This is a genomic window from Pseudomonas sp. P9_2 (assembly GCF_034008255.1).
Classification (GTDB): Bacteria; Pseudomonadota; Gammaproteobacteria; order Pseudomonadales; family Pseudomonadaceae; genus Aquipseudomonas; species Aquipseudomonas synxantha_A.
The window spans coordinates 5889429-5908116 of record NZ_CP125376.1 but is presented as its reverse complement, the minus strand read 5'-3'; the positions used below and the strand labels follow the sequence as shown (position 1 = coordinate 5908116).

Below are 18688 nucleotides of genomic sequence, written 5' to 3'. Positions count from 1 at the left end.
CAAGCTGGGCAGGACTGATCAGTAGTTGATCCAGTCCTGCCCTTTTGTGCGTGATAAAAAGTGTTGATGAGAGTGGTCAGGCGGTAGTCACGGAGACTTTACGGGAAGTACCCAGGAACCCTAGCAACGCCACCAGTGGGAAAGCGCTGCCCACCAGCATCACACTCAGCCAGCCGCCGTGTTCATACACGCTGCTGGCAATTGCCGAACCGAACGCACCGCCGATGAAGATGCTGGTCATGTAGAGCGCGTTCAGGCGGCTGCGGCTGTGGGCATCGAGGGCGTATACAGCGCGCTGGCCGAGGACCATGTTCATCTGCACGCAGAAGTCCAGAACCACGCCGGTCACTGCCAGGCCGATCACGCTGTACAACGGATGCACGAACGCCGGAAGGAAACTCAACGCGCCAAACAGCATTGCCAGCAGCGAGGCGCGGTGGGTGTGGCCGGCATCGGCCAGGCGACCGGCGATGGGCGCGGCGATGGCGCCCAGGGCACCCACCAGGGCGAACAGCGCGATTTCACTTTGGCTCAGGCCATGGTTGCGCGCCAGCTCCAGTGGAGCAGCGGTCCAGAACAGGCTGAAGGTGGCAAACATGCACGCCTGATAAAACGCACGCTGGCGCAATACCGGCTGCTTACGCAGCAAGGTGCCCAGGGAGCGCAGCAATTGCGCGTAGCTGGCGCTGTGATCGGGTTGACGCTTGGGAATGGTCAGCATCAGCACCCCGCTGATAAACGCCATCAAGGCGGCGGCGGCCATAAACATCGCACGCCAGCCGAAGTGGTCGGCCACTACGCTGGACACCGGCCGCGCCAGCAGAATGCCCAGCAGCAAGCCGCCCATGATGCTACCGACCACACGGCCACGGGATTCGGCAGGGGCCAGGTGCGCGGCCAGCGGGATGAGGATCTGCACCGATACCGAACTGAAGCCGATCAGCAGCGACACCAGCAGGAACAGGTTGGGCTGTTCGGTGAACGCTGCGCCCAACAGGCTCGCGATAGCCAGCACGGTGGTGAAGATCATCAGCCTGCGGTTTTCCAGCAAGTCACCCAGCGGCACCAGGAAGAACAGGCCCAGGGCATAACCGATTTGTGTCAGCGACACGATCAGGCTGGCCATCGCCGGTGTCAGGCCGATGTCCGGGGCGATCAGTTCGATGATTGGCTGCGCGTAGTAGATGTTGGCGACGATGGCGCCGCAGCAAAACGCGAACAGCATGACCATGCTCCGGGTCATGGTGCCTGTGGCGTGAGAGGTAGCGTTCATGGCGTGCTCGTAAGGCGAAGGACGATGGGGTGAGAGAGTAAAGGCAAGGGCCGGCAGTGAGTAGGCCGCTTGGCGTGATAACTGTCATGCCGCGAAATAATGACTCAATACAAAACCCAATGTGGGAGGGGGCTTGCTCCCGATAGCAGTGTGTCAGTCAGCACAGGCATTGGCTGACACACCGCTATCGGGAGCAAACCCCCTCCCACAATTTTGATCGAGTCTATTCAGTCAAGATCATTCACTGGCCAGAGTAGATCTGGTCAAACACCCCACCATCGTTGAAGTGGGTCTTCTGCACCGTGCGCCAGTCACCAAAGGTTTTCTCCACCGACAGGAAGTCCACCTTCGGGAAGCGGTCGGTGTATTTGGCCAACACCTTAGGATCCCGTGGGCGCAGGTAGTTGTTGGCCGCAATTTCCTGACCCTCTGGCGACCACAGGTACTTCAGGTAGTCTTCAGCGGCAGCACGGGTGCCTTTCTTTTCGACCACTTTGTCGACCACCGAAACGGGCGGCTCGGCTTCGGCGGAAACGCTTGGATAGATCACTTCGAACTGATCGCGGCCAAACTCACGGGCGATCATTTCTGCTTCGTTCTCAAAGGTCACCAGCACGTCGCCGATCTGGTTGGTCATGAACGTAGTGGTCGCGGCACGTCCACCGGTGTCCAGCACGGGCGCTTGTTTGAACAGTTTGCCGACGAAGGCCTTGGCCTTCTCTTCGTCGCCGCCGTTCTTGAGCACATAACCCCAGGCCGACAGGTAGGTGTAGCGGCCGTTACCCGAGGTTTTCGGGTTGGGCACTATCACTTGCACGCCGTCCTTGAGCAGGTCCGGCCAATCTTTCAGGGCTTTGGGGTTGCCTTTGCGCACGATGAATACGGTCGCAGAGGTAAAGGGGGCACTGTTGTTCGGCAGGCGCGTGACCCAGTTGTCCGGCACCAGCTTGCCATTGTCGGCCAGGGCATTGATGTCGGTGGCCATGTTCATGGTGATCACATCAGCCGGCAGGCCGTCGATTACCGAGCGCGCCTGTTTGCTGGAGCCGCCGAAGGACATCTGCAGCGTCAACTTGTCGTTCGGGTGCTCGGCTTCCCAATGCTTCTGAAAAGCGGCGTTGTAGTCCTTGTAGAAGTCGCGCATCACGTCGTAGGAGACGTTGAGCAGGGTGGTCGCTGCCTGGGCAGAGCCCGCCAAGGCCAGGCCGGCGGCCAGAAGAGAGGCGCTGAGGATTTTTTTCACTGCTCATTCCTTGTTGTTCGAGAAGAGGGGAGGCAATTTGCCAGCGACTATAGCCGGGCCTGCATAGACCTTTAAAGATTAAAACGAACTTTGCTTATTCCAGTTTATGGAAAAGATTGCTGCCACAGCGCGAGCAAAACGCGGCGTTGGGTTCGTGGCTGTCTTTCTTGCACGCCGGGCACTCGGTACGCAGCTGTTCACCGCGCATGGCACTGGCCAGCTCGGCGGTAAAAATGCCTGTAGGTACGGCAATGATCGAATAACCGGTGATCATGACCAACGATGAAATCACCTGGCCCAGCGGTGTCTTGGGCACGATATCGCCGAAGCCCACGGTGGTCAGGGTCACGATGGCCCAGTAGATGCCCTTGGGAATGCTGGTGAACCCATGTTCCGGGCCCTCGATCACGTACATCAAGGTACCGAACACCGTCACCAGCGTGCACACGCTGACCAGGAACACCACGATCTTCTGCTTGCTGCCGCGCAGCGCCGCCATCAAATAATTGGCTTGCTTGAGGTAGGGGCTGAGCTTGAGCACGCGGAAGATTCGCAGCATCCGAATGATGCGGATGATCAGCAGGTACTGCGCATCGCTGTAGTACAGGGCGAGGATGCCGGGGACGATGGCCAGCAGGTCCACCAGGCCATAAAAGCTGAAGGCATAGCGCAGCGGCTTGGGCGAACAATACAGGCGCAGGCCGTACTCGATGGCGAAGATCAGCGTGAAGCCCCACTCGATATAGGCCAGCACGTCCGCGTAGTTCTGGTGGATCTGGTCGATGCTGTCGAGCATCACGATCACCAGGCTGGCGAGGATGATCAGCAGCAGGATGCCGTCAAAGCGCCGCCCGGCGACGGTATCGCTTTGAAACACCATGATGTAGAGCCGCTGGCGCCAGTCGTTGTTGCTGTCCATAAATCCTGCCTGAAGCGAATATCGAGCAAGCCTAGGGGGATTCGAACGGGCTGTCCATGCGGGGTTTGTGAAGCAACCGGTGGCCGGCGCGCACCAGCCAGCAGGCGAGGATAAACGGTGCGGTAAGTGCGGGCAGGTGCAGGGCGGCAAAGCCCGGCGTGAGCAGGATGGCCAGGCCGATGCCCAGCAGCGGCAACCAGGGCTGGCGACTTAACGGGCTCAGGGCCAGGGCCGCCAATGCCGGGTTATAGCTGTGCAGACCGAGCAGGGCACCGGAAGGCTCGTTCAGCCACAGGCCGGCCAGCACACCGAGGCTGGCGCCGCACAAAGCCCATGCGGCCGCGCGGCGGTCAGCCAGCAGCAAGCCCAAGGTGATCAGAAGACCCGCCAGGGGCTGCTCCAGCAGCATGATTTGCCCAAGACCGGAAAAGGGCGCCGTGAGTACCGCGAACATGTCGACCTGGGCCGGCGCAAGCGTAGATTGAGGTACATGGCCGAGCAGCAGCCAGCCGAGGCCAACAAAGGGCGCGGTGTAGGCGGGCAAATTGTGGGGCCGGCTGGCGTGTTTCAACCATTGTCGGGTGAGGATAGCGCTCAAGCCGCCGCCCGCCAGGATCAACGGCGGCACCAGCGCCGACCAGGCAAAGTGCTGGCTGATCAACAAGCCCAGCAGTACGCCGTTGTAGCTATACAGCCCGGCCTGACGCTCAGCTTTGGGATACCCGCGGCGCTGGGCGGTGAGCAACCCCGCGACGCCGCCCAGCAGCGCACCGCCGAGCAAGGCCGGGGCGCCGATCAGGATCGCCAGCAGGCACAGCAGGCCGCACAGCGGGTGGCGCTGCAGGAAAATCTGGCTGCAGCCGTTGAGCAGGGCTTCGGCCCAGTCGGGGCAGGTCTGGTTGTGCATGGCAGCTCCCTGTAGGAGCGAGCTTGCTCGCGAAAAACCCAAGGGCGCCGCGTGCATTCAGGATACCCGCGTCATCGTTGACGTTCTTCGCGAGCAAGCTCGCTCCTACAGTAGGGTTTCGATACGCAGCGAGTTGGTCGACCCCGGCTGCCCGAACGGCACCCCTGCGGTAATCACCAAGGTATCCCCACGCTGCGCCATACCCTGAGCCTGGGCAATTTCCAGCGCGGTGGAACACACCTCGTCGACCTGGCGCAAACAATCATTGACCACCGAATGCACGCCCCACACCACGCTCAAGCGTCGCGCCGTGGACAGGTTCGGCGTGAGGTTGAGGATCGGCGCCACCGGCCGTTCCCGTGCGGCGCGCAAGCTGGAACTGCCCGACTCGCTGTAGTTCACCAGCACCGCCACCGGCAGGATGCTGCTGATGCGCCGGATCGCACAGCTGATGGCGTCCGACACCGTGGCATCCGCCTTGGGCCGGCTGACGTCCAGTTGCGCCTGGTAATCCGGGCCGTTTTCCACCTGGCGGATGATCTTGCTCATCATCTGCACGGCTTCCAGCGGATACTCGCCCGACGCGGTTTCCGCCGACAGCATCACCGCGTCCGCGCCTTCGGCCACGGCGTTGGCGACATCGGTGACTTCGGCACGCGTCGGCGCCGGGGAGAAGCGCATGGATTCGAGCATCTGCGTGGCGACCACTACCGGCTTGCCCAGTTGGCGGCAGGTGCTGATGATGTCTTTCTGGATCTGCGGCACGCTTTCGGCCGGCACTTCCACGCCCAGGTCGCCTCTGGCCACCATGATCGCATCGCTCAACTCGGCGATTTCCTGCAGGCGCTGCACGGCTGAGGGCTTCTCGATCTTGGCCATCAGGAAGGCCTTGTCGCCAATCAGCTCGCGGGCCTCGCGGATATCTTCCGGGCGCTGCACAAAGGACAGCGCCACCCAGTCCACGCCCAGCTCCAGGCCAAAGCTCAGGTCGCGGCGGTCCTTGGCGGTGAGCGGGCTGAGTTCCAATAGCGCTTGGGGGACGTTTACGCCTTTGCGGTCGGACAGCTCGCCGCCGTTGAGCACGGTGGTGTCGATGGCGTCGGCGTGTTTGGTGATTACCCGCAGGCGCAGTTTGCCGTCGTCGAGCAGTAGGTCCATGCCCGGTTCAAGGGCAGCGATGATTTCCGGATGGGGCAGGTTGACGCGGCGCTGGTCGCCAGGTGTCGGGTCGAGGTCCAGGCGCAGGGCCTGGCCGCGAATCAACTGCACCTTGCCTTCGGCAAAACGTCCGACCCGCAGCTTCGGCCCTTGCAGGTCCATGAGGATGCCCAGCGGGTAATTCAGCTGGCGCTCCACTTGGCGAATCCACTGGTAACGCTGCGCATGGTCGGCGTGCTCGCCGTGGCTGAAGTTGAGGCGGAAGATATTCACCCCGGCTTGCACCAGCTCGCGAATGTCATCGATACCGTCGGTGGCCGGGCCCAGGGTGGCGAGGATTTTGACCTTCTTGTCAGGCGTCATGGTTGGCAGTCTCAAGGATCAGGATGGCGCGGAAATCGTTGACGTTGGTGCGGGTCGGCTCGGTGACGATCAAGTCGCCCAGGGCGGAGAAATAGCCATAGCCATTATTGTTATCCAACTCGTCGCTGGCGCTCAGGCCGAGGGCTTCGGCACGGCGGTAGCTGCAGGGGGTCATGATCGCGCCGGCATTGTCTTCCGAGCCGTCGATGCCGTCGGTGTCGCCGGCCAGGGCGTAAACGCCGGGCATGCCCTTGAGGCTATCGGTGAGGCTGAGCAGGAATTCGGCATTGCGTCCGCCACGGCCGTTGCCGCGCACGGTGACGGTAGTTTCGCCGCCCGAAAGGATCACGCACGGCGCTGCCAGGGGCTGGCCGTGCTGCACAATCTGCCGGGCGATGCCGGCATGCACCTTGGCCACCTCCCGCGCTTCACCTTCCAAGTCACCGAGGATCAGTGGGCTGAACCCTGCCCGGCGGACCTTCACGGCCACGGCTTCCAGGGATTGCTGGGGGCGGGCGATCAATTGGAAGTGGCTGCGGGCGAGCACCGGGTCGCCAGGCTTGACGGTTTCCGAGGCGGGGTTTTGCAACCAACTGCGCACCGAGGCGGGAGCGTCGATGCCATAGCGCTTGAGGATTGCCAGGGCTTGTTGCGAAGTGCTCGGGTCACCGACGGTTGGGCCCGAGGCGATCACCGTGGCCTGGTCGCCCGGCACATCGGAAATTGCGTAGGTGTACACGGTAGCCGGCCATGCGGCCTTGGCCAGTCGCCCGCCCTTGATCGCCGAGAGGTGCTTGCGCACGCAATTCATCTCGCCAATGGTGGCACCGGATTTGAGCAGGGCTTTATTGATGCTTTGCTTGTCGGCCAGGCTGATGCCTTCGGCGGGCAAGGCCAGCAGCGCGGAACCGCCGCCGGACAGCAGGAAAATCACACGGTCTTCTTCGCCCAGGTTGCTGATCAGCGCCAGTACGCGCTGGGCCACAGCCAGGCCGGCAGCATCCGGCACCGGGTGGGCCGCTTCGACCACCTCGATTTTTTTGCACGGCGCACCGTGCCCGTAGCGGGTGACCACCAGGCCCGAGACCTCTCCCTGCCAGCAGTCTTCGACGACCAGCGCCATGGCGGCCGCGGCCTTGCCGGCGCCGATCACGATCACTCGGCCACTGCGGTCAACAGGCAGGTAGGGTTCAAGGACTTGCCGGGGGTGGGCGGCGTCGATGGCTGTGGCAAACAGCTCGCGAAGCAGGTGTTGCGGATCGACCGACATAAGCGGGCTCCCGGGGGATTCTTATTGTTAGGAGTGCAGCCATTTCAGATTTGAAATGCGGTCAAAATGTGGGAGGGGGCTTGCTCCCGATAGCGGTGTATCAGTCGACATAGTGGTTGAATGACAGATTGCTATCGGGAGCAAGCCCCCTCCCACACTGGATTGCATTCCAAGGTGGGTTACTTGTCGCGGATGGAGAAATTGGCCATATGCTCCAGGCCCTTGATCAGTGCCGAGTGGTCCCAGTTACCGCCGCCAATTGCCGTGCAGGTGCTGAACACTTGCTGGGTGCCGGCGGTGTTCGGCAGGTTGATCCCAAGTTCCTTGGCGCCGGCCAATGCCAGGTTCAGGTCTTTCTGGTGCAGGTTGATGCGAAAGCCCGGATCGAAGGTGCCCTTGATCATGCGTTCGCCATGTACTTCCAGAATCTTCGACGACGCAAAGCCACCCATCAACGCTTCACGCACCTTGGCCGGGTCGGCACCGTTTTTCGAGGCAAACAGCAATGCTTCGGCCACCGCCTGGATGTTCAGCGCGACGATGATCTGGTTGGCGACCTTGGCGGTCTGGCCATCGCCGTTACCGCCCACCAGGGTGATGTTCTTGCCCATGGCCTGGAACAGCGGCAATGCGCGTTCGAACGTCTGCGGTTCACCACCGACCATGATACTCAAGGTACCGGCCTTGGCGCCGACTTCACCGCCAGACACCGGTGCATCCAGGTACTGCGCGCCGGTTTCGTTGATCTTCGCCGCGAACGCCTTGGTGGCGGTGGGGGAGATCGAGCTCATGTCGATCACTACTTTATTGGGTGACAGACCGGCGGCCACGCCATCGGCGCGCAACAGCACGTCTTCGACCTGTGGGGTGTCGGGCACCATGACGATGATGAATTCCGCTTCCTGGGCGACCTGCTGCGGGTTGGCCAAGGCGATGGCGCCGGCAGCAAGCAGCTCGGCGGGCGCTTTGCCGTGGTGCTCGGAGAGAAACAGTTGGTGACCGGCTTTCTGCAGGTTGGCGGCCATGGGTTGGCCCATGATCCCGGTGCCGATAAATCCGATTTTAGCCATGATCAAAATCCTCTTTTAATGTGGGAGCTGGCTTGCCTGCGATGGCATCAACCGGACCTGACTGATACACCGAGGTGTTTGCATCGCAGGCAAGCCCGCTCCCACATTGTTTTATGTTGTGTCAGTTGTCAGATGGCGTTATGGGTCTTGAGCCAACCCAAACCCGCCTCGGTCGTGGTCAACGGCTTGTACTCACAGCCGACCCAACCCGCGTAACCAATGCGGTCCAGATGCTCGAACAGGAAGCGGTAGTTGATCTCACCGGTACCTGGCTCGTTGCGCCCCGGGTTGTCCGCCAGCTGGATATGGTTGATCTCACCCAGGTGCGTTTGCAGGGTCCGCGCCAGGTCGCCTTCCATGATTTGCATGTGGTAGATGTCGTATTGCAGGAACAGGTTGGCGCTGCCCACTTGCTCGCGAATCGACAGAGCCTGCGCCGTGTTGTTGAGGTAGAAGCCCGGAATGTCGCGGGTGTTGATCATCTCCATCACCAGCTTGATACCCGCCGCCTGCAGCTTCTCGGCGGCGTACTTGAGGTTGGCGACGAAGGTTTTTTCCACGGTCTCGTCATCGACGCCTTGTGGCCGGATACCCGCCAGGCAGTTGATCTGGGTATTGCCCAACACCTGGGCGTAGGCGATGGCCAGCTTGACCCCGGCGCGAAACTCCTCGACCCGGTCCGGGTGGCAGGCCAGGCCGCGCTCGCCCTTGGCCCAATCACCGGCCGGCAGGTTGAACAGCACCTGGGTCAGGCCGTTGGCATCGAGCTGCGCCTTGATATCGGCAGAGCTGAATTCGTACGGGAACAGGTATTCCACACCTTCGAAGCCGGCATCGGCGGCTGCCTTGAAGCGAGCAAGGAAGTCCTGTTCGGTAAACAGCATGGACAGGTTGGCGGCAAAGCGCGGCATAGGGTTCTCCTTAATCGAGCAGGGAAATGGCAGTCGGCGCATCGTTGCCGACCAGGGCCAGGTCTTCGAATTCGTTGACGGCGTTGATCTCGGTGCCCATGGAAATATTGGTGACTCGCTCCAGAATAATCTCAACGATCACCGGCACTTTGAATTCTTCGATCATTTCCTGAGCTTTGCGCAGGGCCGGTTGGATCTGGCCCGGCTCGAACACACGCAGCGCCTTGCAGCCCAAGCCCTCGGCAACCGCCACATGGTCGACGCCATAACCGTTGAGTTCCGGGGCGTTGAGGTTGTCGAAAGACAGCTGCACGCAGTAGTCCATCTCGAACCCACGCTGGGCCTGGCGGATCAGCCCCAGGTAAGAGTTGTTCACCACCACGTGGATGTACGGCAGCTTGAACTGCGCGCCCACCGCCAGTTCTTCGATCATGAACTGGAAGTCGTAGTCGCCTGACAGCGCCACCACCTTGCGGCTCGGGTCGGCCTTGACCACGCCGAGTGCCGCCGGAATGGTCCAGCCCAGCGGGCCCGCCTGGCCGCAGTTGATCCAGTGGCGTGGCTTGTACACATGCAAAAATTGCGCGCCGGCAATCTGCGACAGGCCGATGGTGCTGACGTAGCAGGTGTCTTTGCCGAACACCTGGTTCATCTCTTCGTACACGCGTTGCGGCTTGACCGGCACGTTGTCGAAGTGCGTCTTGCGGTGCAGCGTGGCTTTGCGTTGCTGGCAGTCATGCAACCAGGCGCTGCGATCCTTGAGCTTGCCGGCGGCTTTCCATTCGCGGGCCACTTCAATGAACATCGTCAGCGCAGAGCCTGCGTCGGAGACGATGCCCAGGTCCGGGGTGAACACGCGGCCAATCTGCGTCGGCTCGATGTCAACGTGAATGAATCTGCGCCCTTCGGTGTACACCTCCACCGAGCCGGTGTGACGGTTGGCCCAGCGGTTGCCGATACCCAGCACCACGTCCGACTTGAGCATCGTCGCGTTGCCATAACGGTGGGACGTCTGCAGGCCGACCATGCCGACCATCAGCGGGTGGTCATCGGGAATGGTGCCCCAGCCCATCAGGGTCGGAATCACCGGGATGCCGGTCAACTCAGCGAACTCCACCAGCAACTCGCTGGCGTCGGCGTTGATCACGCCACCACCGCTCACCAGCAATGGGCGTTCAGCCTGGTCCAGCATCGCCAAGGCTTTCTCGACCTGGATGCGGGTGGCCAACGGCTTGGCCAGGGGGAGTGGCTGGTAGGCGTCGATGTCGAATTCGATCTCGGCCATTTGTACGTCGAACGGCAAGTCGATCAGTACCGGGCCGGGGCGCCCGGAACGCATTTCATAGAAAGCCTTCTGGAACGCGTAGGGCACCTGGCCGGGTTCGAGCACGGTGGTGGCCCACTTGGTCACGGGCTTGACGATGCTGGTGATATCGACGGCCTGGAAGTCTTCCTTGTGCATCCGTGCACGCGGCGCTTGCCCGGTGATGCACAGGATCGGAATCGAGTCGGCCGAGGCGCTGTACAGGCCGGTGACCATGTCGGTGCCCGCCGGGCCCGACGTGCCGATGCACACGCCGATATTGCCGGCCTTGGTGCGGGTATAGCCCTCGGCCATGTGCGAGGCGCCTTCAACGTGGCGAGCAAGGACGTGATCGATGCCACCCACCTTCTGCAAGGCTGAATACAGCGGGTTGATCGCGGCGCCCGGGATGCCGAAGGCGGTATCCACACCTTCACGGCGCATCACCAGGACAGCGGCTTCGATTGCTCTCATTTTGCTCATGGTTTTGGTGCCTCTTGCGTTTTGTAATTGTATACAAGTGGTGTCTGTCCAAAGTGTATTCACGGCGGACTGCGCAGGTCAATGCATTTTATGAAACGGCCTTTGCGTTCGTCGGAACGGCTTTTTTCGACGTATGGAGCCTTTGTTTGAAAATATTGTATACAAAAACAAATGTCATTGTGTTCTATTTATTCGATCGAGCATCTGATCAAACAGAACTCCACCGCTTTCCAATAACAAAAGAAGGACGGCACCATGAGCGCTTTAACCTTGAAACTCGCCACCCAATTGGCCGGCCAAGCCATCGCCGCAGGCCGCACGATTTCTGCAGCGCCGCTGACCATCGCGGTACTCGATAGCGGGGGGCACTTGATTACCTTGCAGCGCGAAGACGGCGCCAGCCTGCTGCGCCCGCAAATCGCCATCGGCAAGGCCTGGGGGGCGATTGCCTTGGGCAAGGGCTCACGTTTACTAGCGCTGGATGCGCAGCAGCGGCCGGCGTTTATCGCAGCGTTGAACAGCCTGGGGCAGGGCAGTGTGGTGCCGGCGCCGGGCGGGGTGTTGATACGGGATCAGTCGGGGGTGGTGTTGGGGGCGATTGGAATCACCGGGGATACGTCGGACATTGACGAGCAGTGTGCGATCACGGCGATTGAGGGGGTGGGGTTGATGGCGGATGCGGGGGTGTCGGCTTGAGTCGTTCTGACTGTGAGTAAGCTATCGCAGGCAAGCCAGCTCCCACATTGACGGTGTTCACAGATCTAACTGTGTGAGCCCACTCAGTGTGGGAGCTGGCTTGCCTGCGATGCAGTCGACTCGGTCTACAGTCAAACCCAAATGGCATCCCACAGCGGATAGTCACCAAATTTCTTTACCAGCCCGGCCCTGAGTGGATTGGCTACGATGTAACGTGCAATCCCCTCAAGGCTTTCCTTTCGACGCACGGCATGATCATGAAAGCCCGGCTGCCAGAGGCGACCTTGGCGGCCAGCCACCGCATTCACCACTCGGGTGCTCTTGGATTTAACTTGGCGCATCAAGTCGGCAAGCGAACCTTTCTCCAGAGAAACAAGCCAATGGAAATGATCAGGCATTACTACCCAGGCCAATGATGTTGCGAGCCCTTTATATTGAGCGATCCTGAATTGTTGTACGACCAGACGGCCGAGTTTGAAGTCGCTGAAGATGGGCTCGCGTTCAAGGGTGTTGGTGGTGAGCAGGTAAATGCGGTTGGATTCGTTATAGCGACCGATGCGCAGGCGATTTGAAGCAGGGAGATCGGGCATTCCTTGGCCTCTCTTCAGATGGTGTTCTGAGAGGCTAGACTGAGGGGCGAAGGCTGATCGGCAGGCTTTTAGCAGGATGTGTCTGGATGGGCGCTATCGCGGGCAAGCCCGCTCCCACAGGGGATTGTGACCACTTTACATTTTGTGTCCGGCGCAAATCCGTGTGGGAGCTGGCTTGCCTGCGATAGCCTCGCCGCGGTCTATCAGTCCGGCTCACACCCCTTGAGCACCAGCCGGATAATCGTCTGCGCCGCCGCCTCATAATCGGCTTCATCCAACTTGGCCTTGCCGGTAACGGCAGAGATCTGCCAGTCAAAGTCCGCATAGGTCTGGGTCGCCGCCCAGATGCTGAACATCAGGTGATTAGGGTCGATAGCCGCAATCAACCCACGATCCACCCAGTTCTGGATGCAATCGATATTGTGCTTGGCCTGGGCGTTGAGCTGTTCAATCTGCTCGGTGCTCAAGTGCGGGGCGCCGTGCATGATTTCGCTGGCGAACACCTTGGAGGCAAATGGCAGGTCACGGGAGATGCGGATTTTCGAGCGGATGTAATTGCTCAGCACTTCCTTGGGCTCGCCGTCGGGGTTGAACGGCGTGGAAGCGGCGAGGATTGGCTCGATAATGCTTTCGAGCACCTCGCGGTAGAGGTTGTCCTTGGACTTGAAGTAGTAGTAGACGTTGGGCTTGGGCAGCCCGGCCTTGGCGGCGATGTCGCTGGTTTTGGTCGCGGCGAAGCCCTTGTCGGCAAACTCCTCGCTCGCCGCCCGCAGGATTTTTTCTTTGTTGCGCTCGCGAATGCTGCTCATAAACCAGACGTTTCCTTGCCATGACAGGCGGTTGCGCATGGTAGCACCGGCCATCCGCGGGCCTCAACAATCTGCCCGCAACCCCTTGCGCCGCGCTATGCTCGCAGCACCTTTTCTTGACGGATGCCCGATTCATGGCAGGAAGCAGCTTGTTGGTTTTGCTCGACGATATCGCCGCGGTACTCGATGACGTTGCACTGATGACAAAAATGGCCGCGAAGAAGACCTCGGGGGTGCTCGGGGATGACTTGGCGCTCAACGCCCAGCAGGTCTCCGGCGTGCGTGCCGAGCGCGAAATTCCCGTGGTATGGGCCGTGGCCAAAGGCTCGTTTCTCAACAAATTGATACTGGTGCCGACCGCGTTGCTGATCAGTGCCTTCGCGCCCTGGGCAGTGACCCCCTTGCTGATGCTTGGCGGCGCTTATCTATGTTTCGAAGGTTTTGAGAAGCTCGCGCACAAATTCCTGCACAGCAAGGCTGAAGACCAGGCCCAACACGCGCAGTTGGCAGAGGCCGTGGCAGACCCGGCAACCGATCTGGTGGCCTTTGAAAAAGACAAGATCAAGGGCGCAATCCGTACCGACTTCATCCTTTCAGCGGAAATCATCGCCATCACCCTTGGCATCGTTGCCGATGCGCAGCTGACTCAACAGGTGATCGTGCTGTCCGGTATCGCCATTGTCATGACCATTGGCGTTTACGGCTTGGTCGCCGGTATCGTCAAGCTCGACGACCTGGGGCTGTGGCTGACGCAGAAGCCGGGTCAGGTGGCGCGCAGTATTGGCGGCGCGATTCTGAGTGCGGCCCCCTACATGATGAAGAGCCTGTCAGTGATTGGCACGGCGGCGATGTTCATGGTCGGCGGCGGGATTCTCACCCATGGCGTGCCGGTGGTGCACCATTGGATCGAGACAGTCAGCCAAAGCACAGGGGCGCTGGCGTGGCTGATGCCGACGTTGCTGAATGCGGTGGCGGGGATTATTGCCGGGGCTGTGGTGCTGGCGGCGGTCAGCATCGTGGGCAAGGGCTGGAAAGCGCTCAGGGCATGACGTAGCAGGCACAAAAAAGGCCATTCAATCGAATGGCCTTTTTTATTGGCGCGAATTACTCGGCAATCTGCAACTTACGCGACTCCGTATAGATATACCGCACCTTCTCATACTCAAATGGCGAGTTCATCTGACCATAGCGAAAGCTGGTCTGGTAGCGCTTGTCCACTGCGCGCAGGGCCCAGACTTCCGGGTGGTTGGAGCTGACTTCGGACACGTTGAGGAAGTTGATCTGCGATTCTGCCGTGTAGTCCACCAGCAAGCCGGTGGTATCACGCAGGTTCGACGGGCCAAAGATCGGCAACATCACATAGGCACCGCCCGGTACGCCGTAGAAGCCCAGGGTCTGGCCGAAGTCTTCACTCTGGCGTGGCAGGCCCATGGCCGTTGCCGGGTCCCACAGGCCGGCGACGCCGATGGTGGTGTTGACCAGCAGGCGCCCGGTGGTTTCCAGGGAGCGATGGCCCTTGAGTTGCAACAGGCTGTTCAACAGATTGGGCACATCGCCCAGGTTGTTGAAGAAGTTGCTCACACCGGTGCGCAGGAAGCTCGGCGTGACGTAGCGGTAGCCATTGACCACCGGCAGGAACACCCATTGGTCGAAGCGGTAGTTGAAGTGGTAAACGCGGCGGTTCCACGACTCCAGCGGGTCGTAGACGTTGAGCGCGGTGAGCGTGGAACGCTCGAATTCACGCTGGTCCAGGCCCGGGTTGAACTTGAGCTTGGTCAGCGGCTCCTTGAAGCCGTCGGCATCGACCTTGATGGGCTCTTGAGCCTTGCTGTTGTCGGCATTGGCCACGCCTGCGCACATCAGTGCGGCGAGCAGCAGAAGATATTTAGCCACGGAAGAACTCCAGCATGGCGTCGGCGTTGACGCGGTAATTGAGGTTGCCGCAGTGGCCGCCCAGCGGGTAGACGGTCAAGCGATCGCCGAAGGTTTTACGCAGGAAACCCAGATCGCCAGGGCCGAGGATCACGTCATCGGCGTTATGCATTACGGCGATTTTCGGGCTGTCGCGCAGGTAGTCCTTGAGGGCGTACAGGCTGACCTGATCGATCAGTTGCAGCAGGCTGCCGCCGTCGGAGCGGGCGCGCCACATCGGGATCACTTGCTCGGTGAGGTAGCAGTCGAAGTCGCATTGCAGGGCACGCTTGAGGAACGGCGTGAGGCTGGTGCCTTCGGTGATCGGGTATTTAGGCGGAATGATCAGGCCACGGCGGTTGATCAGGTCCGAGGTAAAGGCAATGTCGGCAGCCGAGAAGCGGAACGAGGTGCCGATCAACATGGCCATCTGTTCGTTGCTCAGGTGCTGCTTGGACTGCTGGAAGTCATAGAGCAGGGCATCGTTGAGGTCGATATAGCCTTTTTGCTGGAAGTAACGGGTCAGTTTGCTCAGCACCAGCTCGTAGAAGGTGGTGGTGTTGTTGATGCCCTTGACCTCGGTCTGTACCAGCTTGTCGAGGTTGGTGATCGAGGTGTAGAGGTTGACCGGCGGGTTGAGCAGCAGCACTTTCTTGAAGTTGAAGCTGCGGCGGGTCTCATCCAGCTTGCTGACAAACGCTGCATCCAGGGCGCCCAGGCTGTAGCCGGTGAGGTAGAAGTCGGTCACCGGCAACGAGGCATTTTGTGCACGCACGGCTTGCATCACGCGGTACATGTCTTCGGCGTCTTCCTGGGTGATACCCGGGGTGGCGAAGCGCGAGGCGGCGCTGATGAAGTCGAAACTGGTGGGCGATGACAACTGCACCACGTGGTAGCCGGCCTGGTAATACAGCTTTTTCAGGTATTCGTTGATGCTGCTGTCGAACCGCGCACCGGTGCCCGCGATCAGGAAGATCAGCGGCGCGGCGCGGTCCTGCTTGGCGATGCGATAGGTGAGCTTCTTCACTGCCCAGAAGTTATCGGGCAGGCTGAACTCACGCTCGGGGCGCATATTCAGGGTGTAATCGGATTGGTTGATCTCATCATCGGTCGGCAAGGTTGGCCGAAGATCGGGAGGCGTGGTGGCGATGGTCGCTTCGAACGGGTTGGTCAAAGGGTAGCCATAGCTGGCTTGGTCGATATCGACGGCCAGTGCTGACGCACTCAAAAATAGGCTGCCCAGCAAGGCAGCACAGCGCAAGGAACGGAGCATGACTTAATCCCTAAGAGGAAACGTGCTGAATGAAATTCGCAGGCTATGACCACCGCGTTACCACCGAAGTGCCAGGCAGCGGCACGAAAAGTCGGAAAAAACGTCGGAATCGGGGTAATAGTAGCCAGACGATACACTTTGCCATGCATTGTTGAACAGATATCTGCGCGAACACCTTGCTAACGGCCGCGGTGGGATTAAGCTGAGCGCCGTTTTTGCCTATCGGAGTGCCCCATGTCCCGCCGCTTGCCGTTGATTTTGCTGCTTGTTGCTCTGCCGTTATGGCTGGCTGCCAGTTATGCCGCACGTTATGGCTTTATGGAGGATGGGCAGTGGGTCGGCCTCTGCGCAGAGGAGGCCAGCCGCTGGGAGTGCCAGGTGCGTGCGAACCTGGGGTTGATGATTCACTTCAAGGTGCTGGGCTGGGCGGCGTTGATCACCTCGGTGTTGGGCTTTTTTGTACCGGGGCGTGCGGGGTGGGGCTTGGCGGTGCTGGGGATGGTGTTCGGGTTACCGGCCTTGGCGTTGTATAACACCACGTTTGCGGTGTTTGCGGTGGTGATTGCGGGGTTGCGGTTGGTCAGGAAGCCTGGCGGCGCCTGATGTGGCCTCATCGCAGGCGAGCCAGCTCCCACAGTTGATTGGGTTCACACATTTCTATCTGTGAGCACGGTCAAATGTGGGAGCTGGCTTGCCTGCGATAGCGATCTTAAGCCTTGCGCACTCGCAAGCAACGCCACAAAGCCGCAACCATCAGCACGCTGACCACCGCCCAACCCCAAGCCTGCTGGTTCAACAGACCTTCACGGTACAGCTGTGGCGCAATGCCGGCACCGATAATGAAGGCCAGCAGCGCAATCTCCCGACGCGGCCCGGTCACCGGGCGCACCAGGTACACCAGGGCTGGCAGCACCAGCGCCGCGCTTGGAAAGCTGCGATAACGCGGGTCAAACACCAGCGCCAGCATCATGATGGCTCCCGCAAACCCAGCGATTGCCATCAACCAGCCTGCGCGTTGCTCCAGCCAGTTGAACGCTCGCTCACGCCACCCGTCACGGGCGCCGAGGGTCAGGGCGGCGTGGGCCAGCACCAACAGGTTCAAGACCACCAGCAAGCCTGCCCATACCCATTCATCGTTGAAACGCGCAGTGACGCGGGTCAGTTCGGCCCAGGTGCCGATGGAGCAGGCAGCCACCGCACCGAGCAGTGGCAGGAGCACCGCGGAGCGCTTGCTGCGAACGCGGCCACCGAGCGTCAGGGTGCCGAGCAGAATCACTGCGCCTACGCCCAGCCACAACGGCCAGTACGGCACATTGGTCACCGGCCCTGCGAGGATGCCCTTGTCCTGGCGGTCTGCATCGAACAGCCCCCAATAACCGCCCACTGCGCCTTCACTTGCACGTTTCCATGGCTGGTCAAACGCTTCGATCAGGTTGTAGCGCCAGCCATTGGCTTCGGCCATGGCGACAAAGCCGCGCATGAACTTGGCTTCATTCACCCGGCTCGGCACAGCAGTCTCGCGCTGACGGCCTTCGCTGGGCCAACCGGTCTCGCCGATCACGATGTCCTTGGGCGCGAACTTGTGGCCGAAGGTCTGGCGTACATCGCCTACATGCTTGAGCGCCTGGTCGATGCCGGACGGCTCATCTTCCCAGTACGGCAGCAGGTGAATGGTCAGGAAGTCCACCGCCGGCTCGATTTCCGGGTGTTGCAGCCAGAACTCCCACACATCGGCATAGGTGACCGGTTGCTTGATCTGGCTTTTGACTTGATGGATAAGCGCCACCAGTTGCTTGGCCGTGACTTCCTTGCGCAGCAGCGCCTCGTTGCCGACGATCACCGAAGTGACGATGTCGGGATTGGTGTTGGCCGCCGCGATCAGTTCGTTGATTTCTTTCTGGGTCGCCACCGGATCACTGCTGACCCAGGCGCCGGCCATGACCTTCAAACCATGCTTGCGCGCCATGCCCGGCAAGGCTTCCAGGCCGGTCATGGAGTAGGTGCGGATGCATTCAAAGCGTGTGGCCAGCAAGGCCAGGTCGGCATCCATGCGTTCGGGGCGCAGCTTGAATGGCTGGTCAAACGGCGACTGGTCCTTGTCGAAGGGCGTGTAGGACGCACACTGCAACTTGTGACTGGCGCTCGCCACATCCGGCAGCACTACCGGCCGGCCGAGGCCATACCAGTAGCCGGCGAGGGCAAGCACACCAAGGATCAAGGCAAGAAAATAGGGCAGGGCAGGAAAGCGGGCAGTCGCAGGCATGGTCGGCTTATCTGGGGGAGCAAAGGCGCGCATCTTACCCGGATTTGGCGCGTGCCAGTGCGGCTGCATAATTTTGACATGCAAACTTCGGGCGGGATTCTGAGGATAACTCCTACAAAATGTCCTGCTGGCGATGTGATGTCGTTTCTTGCTCAACCAAGGTCGCCCACAGAGCAGGGCAAAGGCCTACGCAGGTTGATGATAAAACTGTCAGTACTCCACTGATGCCTCAGCAACCGGATCGAT

Annotated in this window: 17 protein-coding genes; 3 read left to right on the top strand and 14 right to left on the bottom strand. The window is 60.7% G+C overall.

From position 1 onward, the window contains the following. Window positions 1-76 precede the first annotated feature (76 nt). From QMK52_RS25855 to gcl, 9 genes are all read right to left on the bottom strand, one after another. Complete coding sequence (locus QMK52_RS25855; protein WP_320403641.1) at window positions 77-1273, bottom strand: MFS transporter; 1197 nt, start codon at window positions 1271-1273, stop codon at window positions 77-79. Between the two features lie 241 nt (window positions 1274-1514). Then, complete coding sequence (locus QMK52_RS25850; protein ID WP_005786529.1) at window positions 1515-2516, bottom strand: sulfate ABC transporter substrate-binding protein; 1002 nt, start codon at window positions 2514-2516, stop codon at window positions 1515-1517. Between the two features lie 94 nt (window positions 2517-2610). Further along, the gene (locus QMK52_RS25845; RefSeq protein ID WP_005786531.1) at window positions 2611-3435 is read right to left on the bottom strand and encodes an ion transporter; all 825 of its coding nucleotides are present in this window, start codon (window positions 3433-3435) and stop codon (window positions 2611-2613) included. A 31-nt stretch (window positions 3436-3466) separates the two neighbouring features. After that, entirely contained in the window at window positions 3467-4342 is an 876-nt protein-coding gene (locus QMK52_RS25840) for an urea transporter (RefSeq protein ID WP_320403640.1), read from the bottom strand. A gap of 105 nt (window positions 4343-4447) precedes the next feature. Further along, entirely contained in the window at window positions 4448-5863 is a 1416-nt protein-coding gene (pyk, locus tag QMK52_RS25835; protein WP_320403639.1) for a pyruvate kinase, read from the bottom strand. Next, window positions 5853-7133: a glycerate kinase gene (locus QMK52_RS25830; RefSeq protein WP_320403638.1), complete on the bottom strand. Its 1281-nt coding sequence runs from the start codon at window positions 7131-7133 to the stop codon at window positions 5853-5855. The genes pyk and QMK52_RS25830 overlap by 11 nt, the downstream gene beginning before the upstream one ends. Window positions 7134-7312: 179 nt before the next feature. Beyond that, window positions 7313-8203 carry a 2-hydroxy-3-oxopropionate reductase gene (locus QMK52_RS25825; RefSeq protein ID WP_005786541.1) on the bottom strand — a complete coding sequence of 297 codons (891 nt, stop codon included), beginning with the start codon at window positions 8201-8203 and terminating at the stop codon, window positions 7313-7315. A gap of 128 nt (window positions 8204-8331) precedes the next feature. Continuing rightward, window positions 8332-9114 carry a hydroxypyruvate isomerase gene (gene hyi / locus QMK52_RS25820; protein ID WP_005786543.1) on the bottom strand — a complete coding sequence of 261 codons (783 nt, stop codon included), beginning with the start codon at window positions 9112-9114 and terminating at the stop codon, window positions 8332-8334. Between the two features lie 10 nt (window positions 9115-9124). Beyond that, a complete protein-coding gene (gene gcl / locus QMK52_RS25815; RefSeq protein WP_032877099.1) occupies window positions 9125-10900 on the bottom strand; it encodes a glyoxylate carboligase in 1776 nt (591 codons plus the stop codon). Between the two features lie 255 nt (window positions 10901-11155). On the opposite strand from gcl, the gene QMK52_RS25810 reads away from it, so the two are divergent. Next, the gene (locus QMK52_RS25810; protein ID WP_005786547.1) at window positions 11156-11596 is read left to right on the top strand and encodes a GlcG/HbpS family heme-binding protein; all 441 of its coding nucleotides are present in this window, start codon (window positions 11156-11158) and stop codon (window positions 11594-11596) included. A gap of 131 nt (window positions 11597-11727) precedes the next feature. Here the strand turns inward: QMK52_RS25810 and QMK52_RS25805 are convergent, their stop codons facing one another. Both QMK52_RS25805 and QMK52_RS25800 read right to left on the bottom strand, forming a co-directional pair. Beyond that, complete coding sequence (locus tag QMK52_RS25805; RefSeq protein ID WP_320403637.1) at window positions 11728-12186, bottom strand: REP-associated tyrosine transposase; 459 nt, start codon at window positions 12184-12186, stop codon at window positions 11728-11730. A 203-nt stretch (window positions 12187-12389) separates the two neighbouring features. Beyond that, window positions 12390-12995 (bottom strand): TetR/AcrR family transcriptional regulator, encoded by a 606-nt coding sequence (locus QMK52_RS25800; RefSeq protein WP_005786551.1) that lies wholly within the window; start codon window positions 12993-12995, stop codon window positions 12390-12392. 134 nt (window positions 12996-13129) lie between these two features. On the opposite strand from QMK52_RS25800, the gene QMK52_RS25795 reads away from it, so the two are divergent. Continuing rightward, the gene (locus QMK52_RS25795) at window positions 13130-14044 is read left to right on the top strand and encodes a DUF808 domain-containing protein (RefSeq protein WP_005786553.1); all 915 of its coding nucleotides are present in this window, start codon (window positions 13130-13132) and stop codon (window positions 14042-14044) included. A gap of 55 nt (window positions 14045-14099) precedes the next feature. Here QMK52_RS25795 and QMK52_RS25790 read toward each other — a convergent pair whose 3' ends face one another. Together QMK52_RS25790 and QMK52_RS25785 are read right to left on the bottom strand one after the other, a co-directional pair. Then, the gene (locus QMK52_RS25790; RefSeq protein WP_005786555.1) at window positions 14100-14888 is read right to left on the bottom strand and encodes a VacJ family lipoprotein; all 789 of its coding nucleotides are present in this window, start codon (window positions 14886-14888) and stop codon (window positions 14100-14102) included. Further along, window positions 14881-16179 (bottom strand): serine protein kinase PrkA, encoded by a 1299-nt coding sequence (locus tag QMK52_RS25785; RefSeq protein WP_005786557.1) that lies wholly within the window; start codon window positions 16177-16179, stop codon window positions 14881-14883. Before QMK52_RS25785 ends, QMK52_RS25790 begins: the two co-directional genes overlap by 8 nt. 234 nt (window positions 16180-16413) lie before the next feature. On the opposite strand from QMK52_RS25785, the gene QMK52_RS25780 reads away from it, so the two are divergent. Beyond that, window positions 16414-16782 (top strand): hypothetical protein, encoded by a 369-nt coding sequence (locus tag QMK52_RS25780; RefSeq protein WP_005786559.1) that lies wholly within the window; start codon window positions 16414-16416, stop codon window positions 16780-16782. A gap of 106 nt (window positions 16783-16888) precedes the next feature. On the opposite strand, the gene QMK52_RS25775 is transcribed toward QMK52_RS25780, so the two are convergent. After that, the gene (locus QMK52_RS25775; protein ID WP_320403636.1) at window positions 16889-18442 is read right to left on the bottom strand and encodes a glycosyl hydrolase family 17 protein; all 1554 of its coding nucleotides are present in this window, start codon (window positions 18440-18442) and stop codon (window positions 16889-16891) included. Window positions 18443-18688: the final 246 nt, after the last annotated feature.

What these genes read in the sequence shown, in the direction of transcription:
- QMK52_RS25855 (WP_320403641.1), bottom strand. Translation starts at nt 1,273, where the DNA reads ATGAACGCTACCTCTCACGCCACAGGCACCATGACCCGGAGCATGGTC.
- QMK52_RS25845 (WP_005786531.1), bottom strand. Translation starts at nt 3,435, where the DNA reads ATGGACAGCAACAACGACTGGCGCCAGCGGCTCTACATCATGGTGTTT.
- QMK52_RS25840 (WP_320403640.1), bottom strand. Translation starts at nt 4,342, where the DNA reads ATGCACAACCAGACCTGCCCCGACTGGGCCGAAGCCCTGCTCAACGGC.
- pyk (WP_320403639.1), bottom strand. Translation starts at nt 5,863, where the DNA reads ATGACGCCTGACAAGAAGGTCAAAATCCTCGCCACCCTGGGCCCGGCC.
- QMK52_RS25830 (WP_320403638.1), bottom strand. Translation starts at nt 7,133, where the DNA reads ATGTCGGTCGATCCGCAACACCTGCTTCGCGAGCTGTTTGCCACAGCC.
- QMK52_RS25825 (WP_005786541.1), bottom strand. Translation starts at nt 8,203, where the DNA reads ATGGCTAAAATCGGATTTATCGGCACCGGGATCATGGGCCAACCCATG.
- hyi (WP_005786543.1), bottom strand. Translation starts at nt 9,114, where the DNA reads ATGCCGCGCTTTGCCGCCAACCTGTCCATGCTGTTTACCGAACAGGAC.
- gcl (WP_032877099.1), bottom strand. Translation starts at nt 10,900, where the DNA reads ATGAGCAAAATGAGAGCAATCGAAGCCGCTGTCCTGGTGATGCGCCGT.
- QMK52_RS25810 (WP_005786547.1), top strand. Translation starts at nt 11,156, where the DNA reads ATGAGCGCTTTAACCTTGAAACTCGCCACCCAATTGGCCGGCCAAGCC.
- QMK52_RS25805 (WP_320403637.1), bottom strand. Translation starts at nt 12,186, where the DNA reads ATGCCCGATCTCCCTGCTTCAAATCGCCTGCGCATCGGTCGCTATAAC.
- QMK52_RS25800 (WP_005786551.1), bottom strand. Translation starts at nt 12,995, where the DNA reads ATGAGCAGCATTCGCGAGCGCAACAAAGAAAAAATCCTGCGGGCGGCG.
- QMK52_RS25795 (WP_005786553.1), top strand. Translation starts at nt 13,130, where the DNA reads ATGGCAGGAAGCAGCTTGTTGGTTTTGCTCGACGATATCGCCGCGGTA.
- QMK52_RS25785 (WP_005786557.1), bottom strand. Translation starts at nt 16,179, where the DNA reads ATGCTCCGTTCCTTGCGCTGTGCTGCCTTGCTGGGCAGCCTATTTTTG.
- QMK52_RS25780 (WP_005786559.1), top strand. Translation starts at nt 16,414, where the DNA reads ATGTCCCGCCGCTTGCCGTTGATTTTGCTGCTTGTTGCTCTGCCGTTA.
- QMK52_RS25775 (WP_320403636.1), bottom strand. Translation starts at nt 18,442, where the DNA reads ATGCCTGCGACTGCCCGCTTTCCTGCCCTGCCCTATTTTCTTGCCTTG.